The 19993-nt window shown below is 43.3% G+C and carries 15 protein-coding genes and 1 pseudogene; 6 read left to right on the top strand and 10 right to left on the bottom strand.

Annotated features, from left to right (window positions below; all coding sequences use genetic code 11):
- Nucleotides 1–109 precede the first annotated feature (109 nt).
- Entirely contained in the window at nucleotides 110–2644 is a 2535-nt protein-coding gene (locus tag KGF65_RS05675) for a M1 family metallopeptidase (RefSeq protein ID WP_216748184.1), read from the top strand.
- Between the two features lie 281 nt (nucleotides 2645–2925).
- Here KGF65_RS05675 and KGF65_RS05670 read toward each other — a convergent pair.
- From KGF65_RS05670 to KGF65_RS05660, 3 genes and pseudogenes are all read right to left on the bottom strand, one after another.
- Nucleotides 2926–3223: pseudogene (locus KGF65_RS05670) on the bottom strand (transposase); the annotation flags it as partial.
- 102 nt (nucleotides 3224–3325) lie between these two features.
- Nucleotides 3326–3871 carry a hypothetical protein gene (locus tag KGF65_RS05665; RefSeq protein WP_216748185.1) on the bottom strand — a complete coding sequence of 182 codons (546 nt, stop codon included), beginning with the start codon at nucleotides 3869–3871 and terminating at the stop codon, nucleotides 3326–3328.
- 195 nt (nucleotides 3872–4066) lie between these two features.
- Complete coding sequence (locus KGF65_RS05660) at nucleotides 4067–5101, bottom strand: DUF6731 family protein (protein WP_105923570.1); 1035 nt, start codon at nucleotides 5099–5101, stop codon at nucleotides 4067–4069.
- Between the two features lie 660 nt (nucleotides 5102–5761).
- On the opposite strand from KGF65_RS05660, the gene KGF65_RS05655 reads away from it, so the two are divergent.
- Complete coding sequence (locus tag KGF65_RS05655; protein ID WP_162937086.1) at nucleotides 5762–7573, top strand: DUF2075 domain-containing protein; 1812 nt, start codon at nucleotides 5762–5764, stop codon at nucleotides 7571–7573.
- A gap of 5 nt (nucleotides 7574–7578) precedes the next feature.
- Complete coding sequence (locus KGF65_RS16975) at nucleotides 7579–7890, top strand: nucleotide pyrophosphohydrolase (RefSeq protein WP_101873915.1); 312 nt, start codon at nucleotides 7579–7581, stop codon at nucleotides 7888–7890.
- A 582-nt stretch (nucleotides 7891–8472) separates the two neighbouring features.
- Here the strand turns inward: KGF65_RS16975 and KGF65_RS05645 are convergent.
- Complete coding sequence (locus KGF65_RS05645; RefSeq protein ID WP_050339028.1) at nucleotides 8473–9399, bottom strand: LysR family transcriptional regulator; 927 nt, start codon at nucleotides 9397–9399, stop codon at nucleotides 8473–8475.
- A gap of 175 nt (nucleotides 9400–9574) precedes the next feature.
- On the opposite strand from KGF65_RS05645, the gene KGF65_RS05640 reads away from it, so the two are divergent.
- Nucleotides 9575–11464, top strand: coding sequence for an FAD-binding protein (locus KGF65_RS05640; protein ID WP_216748186.1), 1890 nt, complete (start codon nucleotides 9575–9577; stop codon nucleotides 11462–11464).
- A 665-nt stretch (nucleotides 11465–12129) separates the two neighbouring features.
- A complete protein-coding gene (locus tag KGF65_RS05635; protein WP_216748187.1) occupies nucleotides 12130–12888 on the top strand; it encodes a helix-turn-helix domain-containing protein in 759 nt (252 codons plus the stop codon).
- A gap of 269 nt (nucleotides 12889–13157) precedes the next feature.
- Here the strand turns inward: KGF65_RS05635 and KGF65_RS05630 are convergent, their stop codons facing one another.
- The 6 genes from KGF65_RS05630 to KGF65_RS05605 form a co-directional block, all read right to left on the bottom strand.
- The gene (locus KGF65_RS05630) at nucleotides 13158–13631 is read right to left on the bottom strand and encodes a MarR family winged helix-turn-helix transcriptional regulator (protein WP_216748188.1); all 474 of its coding nucleotides are present in this window, start codon (nucleotides 13629–13631) and stop codon (nucleotides 13158–13160) included.
- A gap of 104 nt (nucleotides 13632–13735) precedes the next feature.
- Entirely contained in the window at nucleotides 13736–14365 is a 630-nt protein-coding gene (locus KGF65_RS05625) for an NAD(P)H-dependent oxidoreductase (RefSeq protein ID WP_216748189.1), read from the bottom strand.
- A 659-nt stretch (nucleotides 14366–15024) separates the two neighbouring features.
- Nucleotides 15025–16032, bottom strand: coding sequence for an aspartate--ammonia ligase (gene asnA / locus KGF65_RS05620; RefSeq protein WP_021337552.1), 1008 nt, complete (start codon nucleotides 16030–16032; stop codon nucleotides 15025–15027).
- A gap of 452 nt (nucleotides 16033–16484) precedes the next feature.
- Complete coding sequence (locus KGF65_RS05615) at nucleotides 16485–17891, bottom strand: C69 family dipeptidase (protein ID WP_021337553.1); 1407 nt, start codon at nucleotides 17889–17891, stop codon at nucleotides 16485–16487.
- A 36-nt stretch (nucleotides 17892–17927) separates the two neighbouring features.
- A complete protein-coding gene (locus KGF65_RS05610; RefSeq protein WP_216748190.1) occupies nucleotides 17928–19187 on the bottom strand; it encodes a hypothetical protein in 1260 nt (419 codons plus the stop codon).
- A gap of 49 nt (nucleotides 19188–19236) precedes the next feature.
- Entirely contained in the window at nucleotides 19237–19509 is a 273-nt protein-coding gene (locus tag KGF65_RS05605) for a hypothetical protein (RefSeq protein WP_152705725.1), read from the bottom strand.
- A gap of 221 nt (nucleotides 19510–19730) precedes the next feature.
- Between KGF65_RS05605 and KGF65_RS05600 the strand changes: the two genes are divergently transcribed.
- Complete coding sequence (locus tag KGF65_RS05600) at nucleotides 19731–19928, top strand: helix-turn-helix domain-containing protein (protein ID WP_050339020.1); 198 nt, start codon at nucleotides 19731–19733, stop codon at nucleotides 19926–19928.
- Nucleotides 19929–19993: the final 65 nt, after the last annotated feature.

Below are 19993 nucleotides of genomic sequence, written 5' to 3'. Positions count from 1 at the left end.
CCGCCAGACTTGGGCCGGACAGGAATTATAAAAACGTGAGCTGTCGATAACGCATTCCATCTGCAATTGTCGTATAATGAATATATTCTTAAAAAACGAGGAGAATAATATGGCAGCCACAACGCATTTTTACGAAACATTTCAACCAGAACATTATGATCTTTATATCAACATCAACCGGGCGGATAAGCTGATTTCGGGGAAATCAACTATTACCGGGGACGCACAGGCACAAGAAGTGCTCATTCACCAAAATGGACTGACGATTGCCAGTGTCCAAGCAGATGGTGCGGATGTCCCATTTACTGTTGATAATGACATTCAAGGGATTCGCATCGAACTTGCGAAGACTGGTCAGGTGACCCTTGCAATTACTTATAGCACTAAGTTGACTGATACGATGATGGGGATTTATCCATCATATTACGAAGTTGACGGTGTGAAGAAGGAATTGATTGGGACTCAGTTTGAAACCACTGCAGCTCGGCAAGCCTTCCCATGTGTTGATGAACCAGAAGCCAAAGCCACTTTTGATTTGGCCATCAAGTACGACGAACACGATGGTGAAACGATTTTGAGTAACATGCCAGAAGACCATGAAGCAGATGGTGTGCACTACTTTGAAACTACCGTGCGGATGTCGACTTACTTGATTGCGTTTGCCTTTGGCGAATTACAAGGCAAGCAGACCAAGACTAAGAGCGGTGTCACGATTGGTGTGTTTGGTACGAAAGCTCACAAAGCCAATGAATTGGATTTTGCCTTAGATATTGCCAAACGGTCGATTGAATTCTATGAAGACTTCTATCAAACACCATATCCATTACCACATTCATGGCAGTTGGCCTTGCCAGACTTTTCAGCCGGCGCGATGGAAAACTGGGGCTTAGTAACTTATCGGGAAGCTTACTTATTGCTTGACCCTGATAACACGGCCTTAGCAACCAAGCAACTCGTCGCTACGGTGATTGCGCACGAACTTGCACACCAATGGTTCGGTGATTTAGTCACAATGAAGTGGTGGGACGACCTCTGGTTAAATGAAAGTTTCGCCAACATGATGGAATACGTGGCTACGGATGCCTTAGAACCAGATTGGCATATTTGGGAAACTTTCCAAACTTCCGAAGCTTCAATGGCACTCCAACGGGACGCAACAGACGGTGTTCAATCCGTTCACGTTCAAGTGGAAGACCCCGCTGAAATCGATTCGATTTTTGATGGTGCAATCGTCTATGCTAAGGGTGCTCGGATGTTAGTCATGGCCCGGGCGTTAGTCGGCGATGACGCTTTACGCGCTGGCTTAAAGCAATACTTCATCGATCATAAATATCGTAATGCTAAGGGTGATGACTTATGGGGCGCATTAGCTGATGCTTCCGGCATGCAAGTGGGTGACATCATGCATTCATGGCTGGAACAACCTGGCTATCCCGTTGTCACAGCCGCGGTCGTTGATGGTCAATTGACCTTGTCACAACAACAATTCTTCATCGGTGAAGGTGAAGACGTCGGCCGTCAATGGCAGATTCCGCTGAACGCGAACTACGATGCCGCACCTGCCATCATGAAGGACAAAACAGTCACGCTTGGCGATTATGATAAGTTGCGTGATGTCAGTGGCAAACCATTCCGTTTGAATGTCGGCAATAACTCACACTTTATCGTTAAGTATGACCAAACGTTGATGGATGACATTTTGGCCAATGTTGATGACTTGACTGCCATTGACCAATTACAGTTATTACAGGATCTACGCTTATTAGCTGAAGGTCGTCAGATTTCATACGCCGCAGTTGTGCCGTTATTAAGTCGGTTTGCGGCTAGTCATTCAACTGTCGTTAACGCTGCTTTGTACCAAGTTGCTGGTAACTTACGGAAGTTCGTAACGCCAGATTCTGACGAAGAAAAGCATTTACAAGCCTTATTCGACCAGTTAAGTGCCGACCAAGTTAAACGCTTAGGCTGGTTGCCACAAGCGGGTGAATCTAACGATGACCAGTTGACACGGCCATTTGTACTGAATGCGGCATTGTACGCGAAAAACAGTGCAGCCGTCTTGGCAGCACATGAATTATTCGAAGGTAACCGCGACAAGCTCGCAACGTTACCTGCCGATATCCGAGTCTTCATTTTGCGCAACGAAGTCAAGAACTTCGGTAGCGCTGAATTGTTCGACAGCTTATTAGCGGCATCACGGCAGACCGCGGATGCCAGCTATAAGGCAGATATCTGTGAAGCGTTGACAGCTACACCAGATGCAGACTTAATCAAGCGATTAGTTGGTAAGTTTGAAGATGCTGATACCATCAAACCACAAGATTTGCGTGCTTGGTTCCGGGGCGTCTTAGCTAACCCAGCTGGTGAACAAGCCGCATGGGACTGGATTCGCGATGAATGGTCATGGTTGGAAGCCACGGTCGGTGGTGACATGGAATTCACGACCTACATTACTGTCATTTCACGAATCTTCCATACAGCAGAACGGTTAGCCGAATTCAAGGCGTTCTTTGAACCAAAGATCAATACGCCTGGTTTGACCCGTGAAATCAAGATGGATACTAAGGTCATCGCCAGTCGCGTTGCCTTAGTTGAAGATGAACGTGACGCGGTTAATGCGGCGGTTGCGGAAGTTGTAAAATAAAATTCGGCTAAATTAATGCAAAAATGAGTTGGATGTAAATGAGTCGCTAATTAAGGGACAATTCTTGAGGGAATACTAATAGACCTGGAATCAATTGATTCCAGGTCTATTAGTATTTTATATCATTAAAAGCACTATTTGAATGCAGTTATCCATTCAAATAATACTTATCAAGAACATTCGTCTAGAAGACAACTTTAAAGGTGAGAACTGGGCCTGTCTGAAAAACTACTTAAGCAAGATGCAAATTGAAGCGACTTAGTACGATAGCTGGATTTTATAACCACACATTCGGTGTTTTCTGTGCCAGTGGCCTTCTGATGTGCTCGAACGATTGTTGAATCTAGACTCAAGTTTCCCATGTCAGGATTATCGATCAATTCATCAAAGCTTTGTTCGAATAATCCTGAGCGCACCCAAGTTTGGAAGCGGCTATACACAATTTTCCAGGGGCCATAGCGTTCAGGTGGATTATGACATGGTACCACTGCGCATGAGCCAGAGGATAGTATTTAAGGCGGTACAGTTTTTTGAGCTTGATGGGCGGCCAGTTCAGTATGGCGGGAAGTATCCTTTGATTCAGTACCGCTGTACACCTTCTAGTTTGTACCGTTTATTTATGTCATTGGAATGTCTCGATTTGTTTTTCCTCAGATTAAAATTTTAGTCTTCAGACAGTCCCTAATTTTTATCTTTTTCGTCATCTAATCGTTTGTAACGTTCATTCGCACTTTTTACACTTTCACAGCGTGTGTTTTCATCTTGACTCTCATCATCTGAATGAAACATAATATTTAGTAACAAGGTAATAGCGCGGAAAGAAGTAGCGATAAAGTAACCAATAAAGAGTGTCCAAATATTCGTGACACATCCAGTAAAAACACCGGGATAATTAATTAAGCTTTGCATTAATACACTCGTGAGTAATACGCCAAAAGAAATAGTTAATGAATCATATAATTGGAATTTTAAAATCCCAGTTAGCTTATTTCTTCTAAATGCGCGCATTATGTCTGAATCTTTCAAAGTGATTAACACTCCATACATAGCAGTATAAAAGCCAATGATTATTGAAGAAAAAGTTATGGTTGAATCAAGTATCTTATCAAATCCCAAAACCGTGTAGTCTAACTTCCAGAAAAATTTAGCACTTATAAACAGTGCCGAAAATAGTAAGGGATAGATTAAATTGAGAAAAGTACCAAACTTATGCGAACTTTCATCCATCTCTAATCACTCCTATTCGTACTTGTGACACCAGTTCGCAATAAAGCGACATTTAACAAAAGCTTCATCAATTACAAGTCCAATTTCAATATGTTATACCATTTTGGTGATTTTTGTACCAACAATATCGTGTGTAGTGGTTCCGTGAATCTTCCAATTACGAGCTAGTGTCACGTGTCCCTTGGGTCAATCTTTCTAGTTCGCTGGTACTTTAGTTAAACAAGCTTTTACTTCATTAACCATATTACCACCATCTTCACGATATTCAGCCATCATGGAAGTCCAAACAGCATCCTGATTTAATGGACGCTTTTTAGGGATATTAAACGGAAGTACACTTTGAACTTTTCCATGCATTAAATCAATATAAGTAAGTTCCGCGTTATCTCCACCTGTTGCTTCAGTCGCGCCCTCATTGATTCGGGTTCCATCTCTGAAAGAAATTTCTGCTTTCTTAAACAGATTCTTACGCTCTTGAATTTCATCAATCATTTCTACTACACCATCCTGCTTTAAAAAAGAATCATGAGTTCTTGAAGCGGTAATTCTTACTTCAATGTTTACTCCATCCAACGGTTTCATGGTATCAAACATGGCTCCAATTTGACCTTTAAATGGGTTTACGAATGATGCTTTGGAAGTCCTATTTGCAGTTTTAAACGCAATTGATTCAATTTTATTTGCACGTTTCCCCTTGCTAAAATTATTCTTTTGGAAGATAGGCACAAGATGTACGTATTCAAAGTCTTTCTTCTCTTTATCAGAATTCCATAATTCAGTAATATATGCTTCCAAAACGCCTCTGGACAGGCTATAAATATTTTTTTGAAGCATTAATACGCTGTCTTCGGGATCAAACAGAGCTGTTACATCTTCAGCAATGTATTCATCAGGCTTCAAGTTAACAGGATCTAACTTAACATCATGAATGCTTCCAACCGCTGGAGAATTTTTTTCACGAAGCTTGGTGAAATGCAATCTTGCCAGTGGCTTTTTTGTGCCCACACCCACCATACCAGAATGGTCACAGCGTATCTGCTCGCCAAAAAAGTTCAGTGTTACACTTGCCGGCTCATTTTCGTATTTAGGTCTTATGATATCCATCCACTGGGTTAAGTCAAACATTCGTGTCCTCGCTTTTGTCGCTTTTACAGATTTTCTGTTAGAAATTTGCACTTGAAAATAATCAAATTTAACATTCTTCAAGTCAGTCTTAGCATCTTCAGGCATAATTACTACATCTCCAAAATTATTATTATCTTAGTAATAAAGTAACAAAAAAGAATAATAGTTCAACGAACTATCATTCTTAACTAATAGTATTTTTGAGCGATTGCACCATATCGGAACGTACGGTATGAAGATGAGCTGTTCATCGCAATCGTACATACTGAATGTCACCTGTCGGAATCGAATTCACATTCCATTGTGGGTTTACCAATTGCTCCACAGCAACAGCGGTCTGTGATAGCGTTGGGAGGTAAATGTACGAATACTATTAAATATCCACTCTTTTATGCTACTGATATAATATCTGGAAAGGGCCATTGTACAGAACAACGGGGGACCATTAGTTAACTATTTTTACAAGGCTGACAATTCCAAACAAAAATATTGAGAGTTCCTGGGGATTGCTGAGAAGCTAAATTACTGAACTTTAATATGCCAATCCTAGTAAAATATATTATCTAAGTTGAAACTTATCTCCATTTTGAGTAGTAATTTTGTGGGATATCGCTAAAGTAATTTGATAGCCCGTAACTTTTTCAGTGCCTCGTGTGAATGGTATGATGAATCCGTCTCATTTTTAGTATAGTTGTAAGCTCTTTTTTGAACTCAGATTTCATGTATAATAAAGTTAAATTGAATTTAGAACCTGGGGTTAAGAATATGCGGAAAGACATACTATATAAATTACTTGAAGAGAATATAGGCGAAGTTGATCCAGTTGTGGATGTTGTGCCGTATGATACTAGCTACAATACTGAATTACATAACGATAAAACAAATAAAAAGCTAATATTTGAATATCCAACAGTCTACCTAATATATGATAAGCTCGCATCTAATCGTAGCGGCAGTTTATCCAAGTTCAAAGTGTATGTTGGCGAGACTAATGATATTCAAAAAAGAACGCGGCAACACTTGAAAGCTGACACAAAAACACGGACAGACTGGAAAGCATTAAGATCTAGCTCTGGTGCAGAAATGATTGTGATTGGGGATCGTTTCTTTAACAAATCCCTAACGTTGGATATTGAAAATAAATTAATGATGTATCTGCTAAGTGCTGATAGTGTTAGTCAATTGAATAATCGTCGGACTAATCCTCAACGCGCATATTTTATGTCAGACCAATTTGAAAATATATTTGGACGGGTGTGGCAGACTTTAAGGGCGAAAAAGCCAGATATTTTTCCTGATAAAAAAGAAATTGAAAATTCCGCAGTTTTTAAAGCTTCGCCGTTTCATTCTTTAAACAAAGAGCAGCGTGAGAGCAAGTCAGAAATATTTGAGAAGATTAAAGCAGCATTACGAAAACAATCTGACATCGCAACGGAATCCGGCACAACAATTTTTATCGCCGGTCAAGCTGGAACTGGCAAGACAGTTCTGTTAAGTAATCTGTTTTATGATTTGACAAGTAGTGATTTGGTTCGTAAAAATTCCGTCTATCTACTAGTTAATCATGAGCAACAGAAAACGGTGTATGAAACGATTGCGCATAAATTAGGATTGGATCATGACTATACGGATATTGTGTCCAAACCGACTCATTTTATAACAGAACATACCGGTAAAGAGAAGGTTGATGTAGTACTAGTCGACGAGGCGCATTTGTTGTTGACCCAAGGGAAAATGGCCTACCAGGGTAAAAATCAATTAGAAGATCTACTAAAATTAGCCAAGGTTGTGGTTATCGTATTCGACAAGTATCAAATTCTGACCACAGAAGGGTATATGGATGATGCGGCTGTTCGAAAATTAGAAGATGCTGCAGAACAACAAGGAAATCGTATTGAGCTGACACATCAGGAAAGAATGGTTGCAGACCAAAGTACGATCGATTGGCTACGAAGCTTTGCAATTGATGGGAAAATTAGCCCAATCCCCGATGATTCACAATATAAACTACAAATTGCCACATCCCCAGAGCAACTACATGCCAAAATCAAGGCTTTAGACGGCTTTAAAAAAAGTGATGGTGCTAGTTTGGCAAGAGTGTTAGCGACATTTGATTGGCCATATGTGGAGAAGCGCAAACCAAAAGATGATGATTGTTGGCGTGTAAAAATCGGTTCTTGGAGTTTACCTTGGAATCTTCAAATTCCACTTTCGCGGAAAGAAAAACGGAAAAATAAGGGGTTAGCGTGGGCGGAGCAATTTCAGACGATTAATGAAGTTGGTTCAACTTTCACGATTCAGGGGTTTGATTTGAATTATGCTGGCGTGATTATTGGTCCTTCAGTTAAGTATCGAGAAGGAAAACTGATTTTTGATAAGAAGGCTAGTAAGAACAAAAAAGCAACAAATCAAAGAACGTGGAACAATAAGAAAATTGATGTTTCTGAAGAACTTTTACGCAATGAACTAAATGTGCTGTTGACACGTGGTGTACATGGCTTGTATATCTATGCTGTAGATGAACAATTGCAACAAGCTTTGCTGAGTGCTGCAGGCAATCAACATATTTTGAGGTGATTAAAGTGAACTATTCTGAAGTGGAACATGCATTAATTGAGTTTCGTGATAAAAAGGGTTGGCAAAAATATCACAATTTAAAGGATTTAGCTATCTCATTAAATTTAGAAGCTAGTGAAGTATTGGAAATATTTCAATGGCGTAGCGCAGTGCAGCCACTAAGCGAGGAAGAAAATCAACATTTACAAGAAGAACTAGCGGACACACTGATTTATGTATTCTATATGTGCGAAAAGCTGAAAATTGACCCACTTGAAATCGTCGCAAAAAAAATGAATATTAATCAATCACGACATTGGGACACAGAAAATAATTGAAATTAATTGATTAATGGCTCATATATACGATGGTCGTTCCAGTACGGCGGCTTTTCATACAATTTGAATAACGATAGAGCAGACAATACAAAACAGATGAATTATCCGTTTTGTATTTTTAATTGCAACTTAAAGTGAAAAAGCCAATGACTTTACATCAGGACTTGGCGGCTGAAGTTCAACAAGTTTTATCGGAACTACATCATCTTGGTGGGATAATATCGGATTGAGCGATAAAACGACAAGCGCGCTGAATTAAATGCTAAACAAGCGATTGTGGTTCCGATGACTGTTATCTTAAGGTCAAATATTTCATCAAAAAAAGCGGTCTCAGCAATTTTCCAAAACGGAAAGTGCCGGGACCGCTTCTTAGCTAAATCATATCTCACATCCATGGCCGTTATCGAATATTGACGCCTCACAAAATCGTGATATAATGTCGAAAATTAGGTCAAAATATATGTTTATTTGGTACATAATCGTACATTACAAGTGATTTTCCTTATAATTATATGCTTTAAGATCACATAGAGCGATATATGTTTCACTTTCCAATCTGATCATCTGCACTCCTTCCTAACACTAAAAATCAATCGCCGGGCTAAAGTTCTGACAGGCTTGGTCAACCAAATAGGCGATTGGTTTTGCCAGAACGTGGCTTGGTAAGTAAGCGACGCTGAAATCAAGACTCAGCTCACTGGTCGGCAGTTTGAAAGCATTGATGGGATACTGAGTAGGTTCAGCTGCCATTTTCGCCAGCATTTCAGTTGCAAGGACGATGCTGCCAAGCCCCTGGAGGGTTAAGCTAAGTGCAAAACGCGAATCGTTGACTTCAATCAGTGGAATGGTCTGTACACCTTTATCTGCGAAATAATGATCGACGAGTTCTTGAAAACGAGCTTCGCCGACCGTTCGAATGACCGGTTCACCATTCATACTGGTTAATGTCGTGGACGTAAAGGGACGCCAAAATTGATTGGGCTGATATAACCGAGCCGTTTGAGGAATAACCAACGAAAGTGAGATAGTTTGTAGTGGAACCGTTTTGATATGTTCCTGGTGAATCGTTTTGCCAATGAAGAAGTCTAGTTGATGACTGGCTAGTAGCGCTTCAGCCTTTGAGGTCGTGATTTCTAAAATCTTAGTTCGGATATTTGGAAAATGGCGATAAAAATCAGGTAGCGTCTGGCTAAACCAGGTGTCAGCCATTGGTGGCGTAATCCCGATGGTCATACTCTGATATTTGTTTTGACTGATTTCTCTGAGTTCGGTGTTCATCATCTGATGTAGGCGGGCGTCGCTTTGTAAATAGGATAGTAATCGTTCGCCCGCGTAAGTTAGTTCCAGTGGACGGTGTTCACGATCGATGAGGTTCGTGCCAAAATGTAGCTCAGCGCTTTTGATGGTCCGACTAATATAAGGCTGACTAACAAATAAACTTTGTGCAGCTTTCGTCATACTAGCGTGTTGCTGAATGGCTTCTAAAAAAGTTAATAACTTGTTATCCAAAAAATCGCCGCCTTTTATAAGTATTACTGTTAAATTAAAGTATAACCCATAACTGATTTGTAATGATAAAAAATCAGATTGTTATTTTTCTCAAAATGAAAGCGGTTATATAATACGGGTGTAAACAAAAAAGACTACTACTTGTGATTTAAATAACAGGTTAGATTAATCATCATTGGATTCAGAAAGGATGGTCAATGTGCTCAAAAAAGTAGATCAAGTTAACTGGGATTATCAGTATGACACGGTGGTTATTGGGTTTGGTGGTGCTGGTGCAACTGCTGCCCGGTTTGCCGCGGACGCAAAAGCGAAGGTCTTATTAGCCGATGCCGCCCCGAATGGACATGAAGGTGGGAATACGCGTTACTCCGCACAACTGCTAGGGACGGTTGATAGTTTTGATGAAGGTAAGAAATATTATCAGAATTTGACAGCACCGATGCAACTTGATGAAGAAATGGTCGACACTTTCGTTGAGGGTATGTCGAATATGCGTGATTATGTTCAAAAATATCTTGATGTTGACCCAGTCAGTGTTAAGAATGATTTTACGCCAGCTGATACGCCCATTTCATTAGACAGCGCTGTCCACGAATTTCCAGAGTATGCGGGTGTGGAATCTTATGACTTCACAACTGTTCATCATGGCATCTTTGATGCGGCGTTGTGGAAAATTTTACGGCAAAAAGTCATTGGTCGCCAACAGCAGATCGACGTATGGTTGAGCTCGCCAGCTCAGCATTTGATTCAAGACCCGACGACCAAAACAATTATCGGTGTTCAAATCGAGCGCCATCATGGTTTAGTTAATGTTCGCGCACTAAATGGGGTGGTCCTCGCCTGTGGTGGGTTTGAAAATGATCCGCAAGCCGTTCAGGATTATCTGGGTGCGGAACATTTAGCCCCGCTTGGAACGATGTTTAACAAGGGTGCCGGTGTCAAAATGGCCCAAGAAGTCGGTGCTGACTTATGGCACATGCAAAACTACGAATCACTTGGCTTCTTGCATGGGTTATCAGTCGCTGTGCCTAAAGGTGAACGGGGCCGGTTGATCTTAGGATGGCCTGAAGTGAACCATGGTAGCGTGATCACAGTTGCGGATGACGGCAGCCGTTACTTCGATGAGAGTGAACCAAACCGCCATGGTCACATTTATGATCACGGTATGTGGCGAGTTCCTCGGACAAATGTCCATCCATACCTAGTCTTTGATGAAACTCAGTATCAGCAGATGACAGCCAGCCAGCACAATCCAATTGACAATCTGTCTGACTTAGTCGTAAAAGCGGCCAATCTAAAGGATTTAGCACGGATTATGGAAGCTGATAGCGAAATTTTGTCTAAGACGATTCATGATTTTAATTATTTTGTTGAGAGCGGCACGGACTATGCGTTTAACCGGAAGATTGACACGATGCGAGCATTTGATGATGGTCCGTATTATGCGCTCAAACTAACCAATAATGTTCTCAATACTCAGGGCGGTCCTCGACGCAATCAACGTGCCGAAATTTTGGACACAAATGCGCAGCCGATTCCCCACTTGTATGGTGCCGGTGAACTTGGTGGCATCTGTGCCAATCAATATCAAGGCGGCGGTAATTTAGCTGAATGCTTGATTTTTGGTAAAATTGCTGGTGAAAATGCGGCTAAGCCTAAGTATGAACAGCAGCAATCCGCCGATGAAGACGCAGACAATCAGCCAGATGCCAATACAGGTGCTTCAGCACAGCAAACAAGTGCGAATGATTTGGTTGCTGAATCGGCCCCAGAAATTCCAGTTGGCGAGAATCAGTATTTAGGGCGTTCAGATGATGGTATCGGTGGTCAGGTGGTTGTCCGAATTACCTATGCAGACGAGCAGCTGACTAATGTGGAAGTAGTTGAGCAACATGAAACTGGTGAAGTTGGAGGTCGCGCGGTTGCTGAGTTGCCCGCAAAGATGGTTGCTGCTGATACGTACGACGTTGACGCAATCTCTGGTGCATCCGTTTCCAGCCAAGCCATCAAATTAGCGGTCAAGGACGCCTTAGCTCACGCCCAACAAACCGTTGCTAACGACTAATTCAGGACGTAATTTTGTCCGCAGAACCAATAAGCGCTTTTAGTTTCATTAAGGGGATAATCTCGTTAAACTAGGCTTAATCAATCTAGCTTAACAGGGAGGCCATCATGCGCATTAAAAAAATCAGTTTGATGCTGAGCGCGGTGGGACTGATTATCAACACGTTTTCGCTGATAATTGCCATTCGCAGGTATCGTTCGCAACAACACGAAGCTTAGTTCAAAATAAAAACCACGTTGTCTCGTGACTAATTTTGGTCGTCAGACAACGTGGTTTTCGCTATTGTCAGTGCAGCTTTATCACGCCAACATAGTACTGATAAGGTTAACAAACAACTAGCGTTAACTAACTACTTAAGATTTTTGACTATCTATGCAGTATGATTGAGATGAATAAGTCGAAAGCTGGTGACACGAGAACCGCTCCAGTGGCGACAGTAAAAGTTTACGGGTTATGCCACATGCCATGATTACCCGGGAAATAATGTCATCAGTTTCATTTGACTAATTGAAGCCGAGCTAGCAAATCTCAATTGATAGACCAGTAGATTGAACCACCGTCATGCACAAAGATGGCAATAGGCCGTGTTTTCGACGAAACAACCACGAGTTGATTGGATCAATCTGGCCCGAGGACTAAGCTAAAGTTAAAGAGGGGGCGATCCAATGTTACTCGCAGCATTATTGAAGACGCGTCGTTGTCAGCATGGATTGACACAGGGACAATTGGCGGCCAAGTTATTTGTCACCACTCAGGCAGTTTCTAAGTGGGAACGAGGCAAGGCGATTCCATCGATTGATAACCTGCTGGCACTGTCTGATTTGTACAATCTGTCTCTGGATGAACTGGTCCGCGGAAGTGCGTTTTTTCCAAAGCCGTATACGGTTGGCCGACGATTGAGCTTTGGCCGTTTAGCGGGTCTCGCATTATTTTGGTTATTCGTTTCATTATTATTTACGGGTTTCGGTTATCAACCTTGGTGGGTCTTCGCGCTCCTGTATATCGCTGGGATGATCGTCGTGGTTCCCGTGGCAATTGATAATTATTGGGTGATTCAATCAGCCACCATTGAGTTGAATCTGTATTCGACAGCGACCTGGAAAAAATTTTGCCAGATTGTGTTCAACCGTCCCAAGCGCATACGGATACCTTATGCGGATTTACAACGCGTGACGATTAGTTATCGGTGTCGCAAACGGGTGTCACCGTTTGACTTCAATCCGGATTATTTTCAACTGATTCTTAAGACCGCCACACAGACTTACCCATTGGAATGCGCAGTCAAGGCCAGCGACTACTTACCGCAATTCGTCAGCTTCCTGCAGCGACAAGGCGTGACAGTAGCTGACCCGCAACAAATTGTGGCACTGCTAGTCGAAGGACAATCGCTGTATCAACATTTTCATGCTGAAGCGCAATCTTAGCTCGCTGCTAAAAAGCGTTGTGGCGGTTGTGAGCAATCAACAAGTGGAGTAAACAATCAGTTACGCCTACTGATTCAAATCGGCCCGGTTAACGAGGGGTGTCGATTGTAACAGCAGAACAATATCGCAGAAAAATAAGCTGCAGCCATCAAAGCTGGTGCGGCCTAAATATCGCTGATAATTAACATTCACAGGAATCGTCAGCAACACGAAAACGAAACCCACGTCGTCCTAACCGAATTTGGTTGGACAACGTGGGTTTCGTCACTTTAATCTTCATAGCCTGTCAAATCCAGCAAGAACCGTTGAATCACAGCTAACTCTTCCAAAGAGTAATGCTCGCGTAACATCGAGACTGCCTCGTGATTACGAGCCGCGTGCATCTGGTCGTGATAGTGCGCTAGCTTGCGACCGCTGGGGGTGAGCCGATAAAAGATCTTCTTGTGGTCGTCAGGTTGTTGGAACGACCCAATCAGGCCTTGACTCGTCAGACGCTTGGCTGCGCGGGTGATGCCACCACGAGTGACGCCCAGCGTAGTTGCCAAATCAATCCCGGTTTGCGGCCCAGCCTCTAACGCGGATAATAAGTGGAGACCAACGATTGAAATATCCGGCAACAAGCGACGCAAATTGGCTTCATTGATGTGTTGTTTGAGCCATTTTTGCTCACCAGTCGTTGAAGCACGCTTGGTTCGAATGATTTTGAGTTGTGCTAAAATCGCTTGTTCTGCGGATGTTGCCATCGTTGGTTCCCCCTTATGGTCTTGCGTCAGGTTGACGATATCAATGGCTGACGGATTGTCATCGTGTTAACACGAGAATTAATATTACTATTATTATACTGGTTTTAGAAGTCAGCGGCGAGTTTTTCCGCGGTTGCTTTGGCATTCGCAATCGTTTGGTCGCGTTGTTCTGGAAATTGGTCTAAGCCTTCAATAAAAATCGTGCGGTAATCCTGAATGCCATATAAAGCCAGCATGTCACGCAGGTACGGGTCGCCAGCTTCGACTTGATTGTGGCTATCCGCTTGGTGGTAATAGCCACCGGCGGCCTGAATGTGGAGCGCACGCTTGTCAGTGAGCAGACCAACTGGGCCGGTTGCGGTGTATTTAAACGTTTTGCGGGCAACTGCCGTCAAATCAAGGTATTGTTTGAGTTCAGCCGGTAGAAAGTGGTTATACATCGGGTTAACGAAGACCAATTTGTCCGCGGCTAAAAACTCATCTAGCCATGCGGCGTGGCTACTCAGTAAGTCTGCTTCAGCAGCAGTTAAGTCTTCGCCATATTTTTGTTTCCGCCAAGCCTCGAAGGTCGTATCATTCAAGGCTGGAACACCGTCTTGGTAAAGGTCACGTGTGATGATTTCGTCGGTAGGATGGGCCTGTTGGTAGGCGGTTTTGAAACTAGCCGCGACGGTAAGCGAGGCACTCGGTACCATGGTATGAGGATGAGCATTGATCATTAATAATTTTGTCATTTTTAAACAGCTCCTTAATTTTGTTGACAAGCAACATTATATTCTGGCGATTGTTGCTTGTCAACAAAAATAGGCAAAAAAAGTTCCCCACCCACATAACGTCGGATAGGGAACTTTAAATTTTGAAAATGAAAACACCGTTGGTTAGCTGTTTGACTGTAGGAAGCGAACGAATTGCGGTATCTGTTAGTGCCGGATTAAGTCGGTGTGTTCTGTTGCGTTATGGCGAATCTACGCAACAATCCAAGCAACCATCTTGAAGCGGCAATCGAAAGCGACGTTCTACGGCATCGTGAATTTCTACTGTCAACGCAAGACTACTCAGTAAGGCACTTGAGTTGAAATGCTGACTGGTAAGTGTGGCAGCTGCTAGGTCTAAAATCGTTCGAGTCACAACTTCGGTAAACAAAGCAATCGATTTATCTAAAGCCGTTCGAGTCACAACTTCGGTAAGCGAAGCAATCGATGTATCTAAAGCCGTTCGAGTCACACCTTCAGTAAACGAAGCAATCCACTTATCTAAAACAGTTCGAATCACAAGTTCAGTCAGCAAAGCACGTGATACATCTAGCGCACTTCGAGTCCAAGTTCAGTAACGTCTAAGCAATCGTCACGCCTAAAGCACTTCAACCGCCAGGTTAGGTGTCATCAAGCCAATCTTAAAGCAAGTGAATGTTATGTGCAGCACATTGGTCGATCATTTCTTGTGGCCAAAGGGCAGCTTGAACTTCACCGACATGGGCTTTACCGAGTAATAACATGCAGAGCCGTGATTGACCAATCCCGCCACCGATCGTGTAAGGGACTTCTTCGTTCAAGATCATTTGGTGATAAGGTAAGCTCAAACGGTCTTCGGCGTCAGCGTCTTTCAATTGTTTCTTCATGGATTCGGCGTCGACCCGAATACCCATACTTGAGATTTCAATGGCTTGGTCTAATGGTTCGTACCAGAAGAGGATATCGCCGTTTAATTTCCAGTCATCGTAGTCAGGGGCGCGGCCGTCATGACGTTCGCCAGAGTCAAGCTTCCAACCGATTTGCATCAAGAAGACGCAACCGAGCTTCTTGCAGATGGCGTTTTCGCGTTCGCGTGGCGTCATGTCTGGGTACATATCTTCGAGTTCTTGAGTCGTCATGAAGTGGATTTCATCTGGTAAGTGGTGCACTGCTTGTGGGAACTTGTACCAAACTTCATGTTCCATATGCTTGATGACTTTGAAGATTTGGCGAACAGTGGCCTTAAGGGTTTCAACGGTTCGTTCTTCTTTGCCGATGACCTTTTCCCAGTCCCATTGGTCAACGTAAGCTGAATGGTAGTTGTCTAAATCTTCGTCTTTACGAATAGCGTTCATGTTCGTGTATAAGCCTTCATGCATGTCAAAGCCGTACCGCTTGAGGGCGACCCGCTTCCATTTGGCAAGGGAGTGCACGATTTCGATTTGTTCGTCGCCCATGTCCTGCATGGTGAAGGAGACCGGTTTTTCGACCCCGTTCAAGTTATCGTTCAGACCAGTTTTCTTTTCAACGAACATTGGCGCTGAAAGCCGGGATAAGTTGAGTTGCTTCCCAAATTCATCTTGGAAAGTTTCACGGATGTAACGAATGGCCTGTTGCGTTTCTTTAACGGATAATTTAGGATCGTAATCCTTTGGAATAATTAAATGCATGTGCGTGGTCTCCTTTAAAATAAGTTCTAATTTTGGTTACAGGATAAAAGAAAAAAGCCTTCCATCCCTTGAATTATCAAGGGACGAAAGACTTTTTCGCGGTACCACCCAAGTTGTTTACCTAATTGTAAACCAGCTCTAAAATAGTGTACAAACATACACCACCGATGGTAACGTACCGGTTAACGGCTAATCCTACTTTAACGAGGTTATTTCAGTTAGCAACTAAGAAAGTGTTTTTCGGACTAGTCAAGTTCTGGTCGGGTTTCCACTCACTCCCGATTCACTGGCAGGTTGACTAATCGTACTCCTCTTTCCTCCGTTTTTTATCTTGTGACATTTATATTAGCACGATTTTTTCATTTGTAAACCACTAAATTAAAAATAAATTAGTTAGGTCTCATAAAAACACCATGCGAATCTCAGTTGAAACGGGATAACACCGGGCTTAATTAATCATTCAAATTATACCGTAATTTCATTTTTTCAGAACCGGCGATGACCATGTCACCCAATAATTTGGTTTGCAGCTTCATGGCTGTGTCAGCAAGCTGTTGGTTAGCAGCTTCCAAGTAGGCCGTGACGTCTTGATGATTCGTCAAGTCGGCGTCGGTGTCATTTTCAATCTTACGGTAGGCACTCATGGCTTCCAATTCATAACTGTTACGCATATCCACGTAGAAGTCGTAATCAGTATCGCCGAGGAGGGCAGTCGTACAACTTAACCAGTACATGTGGTTAAGGTTGAAAGTGCCATCTGCGTCTTTATAACTGGCTGGGGTGTCATTGACGTTGGCGTAGAATGGGACCACCGTATTGAAGGTGTTGGCACCGAATGCGAGCCAGTGAATTCCTGCAACCGCTGCTGGGACGTTGTTACGAATTTGCAAAATGTGAACATCGTGGTTCCGGTTGATCCCGATTGGCCGGAAGAGGGTCTTGTCGGCTTCAGAGCCACTGCCATAAACGTCGTATTTCGTGTTTTCAAAGTGAGAGCTGAGCACGAATTTAACGTCTTCGATAGAAATCTTCCGGTTCGCATGACAGATGAATGGTAAGTCTTGTTCCATTGGATCTTGTTCAACATCTGGCGTGAAGTATTTTTGACCAAACCAAGCCCGCGGGTTGTTATAAACCGTGTCTTTGATTGAGGCGCTACCGAAAATGTGCCGTAAGTTGACGCGGTCAAAATCTGGGTTCAAGTGATAGTCGGCAATCAGTTGTTCAAGGTCAGCTGAAGCCATCGTATCATCCGCATTGAAGTCAAAGTCATCAATGTTCATGCGGTTAGGCGCAACCACATAGGCGTCATCAGGAATCCGCTTGGCAGCCCAGTGATGGCCACCAATGGTTTCAAGCCACCAGATTTCGTCCTTGTCAGAAAAGGCGATACCGTTTGGTTCGTATGTCCCGTATTGTTCAAGCAGGCTGCCGAGGCGGGTAACCCCTTCCTTAGCGCTGTGAATGTAAGGCAAGACGAGGGTGCATAGGTCTTCTTCCCCGATTCCACCTGCAACGAATGGATCGATTCCGAGCACACGTGAATTGGTGGTGATGGTTTCAGTCGCGGACATTGCGATGTTCTCGCTGTTGATTCCGGCAGCGGGCCAAGTCCCATTGGTCAAAATCGAGTTTGGAATCGACGTGTAGCGCATTGGGTTGTCTGGCAAGTCAACTTCGACCTTACTAATGACTGATTGATAGTGACGTGGTTGGTCTTCGGGGTTAACCACGACTAATCGTTCTGGGTCAAGCGCTTCGTGACCATCATCATTCCGTGAAATAATGGTTGAGCCATCGATTGAGGCGTCTTTACCAACTAAAATCGTGGTACATGAACCTTTAATACGTTTTTCCATGATATTAAAAACACTCCTTTTAAGCTATTAATATCATTATACGCTTTCTGAACTAGTCCGGATAGGACGGGCTTTTTTGAGAATGTAATTGATGCCACTGATACTAAAACCAGTGACGGCTGCAATTTCACGATAGGTCTTGCCTCGAGCACGTAATTGATGGACCTGCGCGTAACTGGCGCGGTGCTCATTGGTGTCATCCTGCGAGGCTGGTTCAGTTGTTGATTCAGGATGCGAGGCTTGCAGTGGCACAATGGTCGAGAGTGATTTCGGTGTCGCGGTAATTTGAACGGGTTGATGACTGAGTTCGGCGAGCTTAACTAGCATTAGTTCAGTTGTCTGAACATCCCAAATTGCATTGTGTTGATGGGGATTGGTGATGCTGAACAGGGCCGCCAAGCCGTTCGATGGTAAGTCGTGGTTGCCACTCTTGTGATTGCCGCGATTGATGAGCATGTTGGTATAGGCTTGGGCATCGAAAATGACGACGGGTTGTTGGACCAGTTCCTGCTCAGACATGGTCAGTTGTGCATAATACTCGCTTAATAACAAGCGAATATGCTTGATGTCTTGGGTTTGATCCCAGAAGACTAATGGTAGTTGTGGTTGAATGACTTGTTGAATAAATGCTTTGAGTACCGTGAGTGGGGCGCCTTGGGCTTCGTAGGCGGCCATCGTTAGCCCAGTCTCGGTTAAACCCGCTAATTTTTTGTCAGGTAAAAAATTGGGGTTGTCAAAATAGCGGTTGAAAAAGGGCGCAGTCTGGTGGTGCTGACTGAAACCGATGGCACTAAGTTGGAAAATACTGGCATGAGTCCCGGCAGTATCCTGAACCCGCCAGCTGATGGCCTTAGACGAACCACTTTTGCGAAAGAGTGTGCCGAATTCGCAGTCAATGACGATATAGCTGGTGGGTGCTGCATTCAACGGTGAAGCAGCGGGTAACATTGGGGGAATCGAGGCTGCAGCCTCAGCACTACCGACTGGTTCGTTAGGCACGAACTGGTAGCCAAGCGTCGCCAAAAACTGGCTCGTGCTTTGTTCAAGCATGTTATTGGTCACTTTGACCACTTTTTTTTCGGTCAAGACGAGCTCCTTAGTGGCTTCAAAATCAATATGGTAGCGTTGCTGGTCGTCGCAATTGATTGCAGTCACGCGACCAGCGCTCGCATATTCAGGTGCGAGAACCAGCTGATGGTTCTTTTGGATACGATAGACTGGATGGTCAACGAAATAGAGACAGTTCAGATTGTTGGAAATTTTGCGTTCAAGTAGGGTTAGATTAGTTGGCATCATATACACAGCTCCTCTGATCTAAGTATCTTCATTCTAGCTGTTTGACGTACTAGCTTGCCAGTGTTTGCACTGCAGATTGGACCATAAATTTAGTAATAACAAATTGATGACGGGAATTATAGTGGCCGTATAGGGCGAGCTTAGCATCCGGTTTTAGTTGATAAAATAGTGTTAGTGCGTGGTGAACGACGATACAATTAATCGGCTTTGCGGATGTATCGCCCATGGGTATCACTTGTAAATACAGCATAAATGGATCTAGTTTGAGAATTTTACTCTTATTCAAATATTTAACCGTTAAGTTTTCTGATTGAATCGTCATTATCATCACCTCACTTATTGAGTATACGAACACATGTTCTAAAATGCAAGTAAAATTGATCCGATTGCAAAATTATTTTAAGATGACCACTATCGACCCCTGAGCAGTCGTGAAGTTTGCTTGAAAAAATAATGAATCGATAAACTCGTTGGAAAAATGCTACAAAAAATTCGCAAGTCTTGGTATGATAAAAGTTAGTGAATGAGAGGAGGCCGTGCGCCATGGATCGAGGACGACGCGTCACGTTAGAAGAGCGAATTGCAATCGTCAAGTATACGTTGGACCATGCCAACGACTATCAGGAAGCCGCCAAGCATTTCAACGTTTCATACCCCCAAGTGTATACCTGGGTACGGAAATACCGGCAACGGGGGATGGAAGGATTGGTTGATCACCGCGGCCGACCAAAACGAGACTAAACACAGCGTTGTACATAGAAGCGACGGCTGTCACGAGGCTTAACGCCATGCGGAACGTTAAGCCT

Source organism: Lactiplantibacillus sp. 30.2.29 (assembly GCF_018991255.1).
GTDB lineage: Bacteria > Bacillota > Bacilli > Lactobacillales > Lactobacillaceae > Lactiplantibacillus > Lactiplantibacillus pentosus.
Note: the sequence above shows the minus strand (reverse complement) of the source record. Positions and strands in the feature narration are given on the sequence as shown.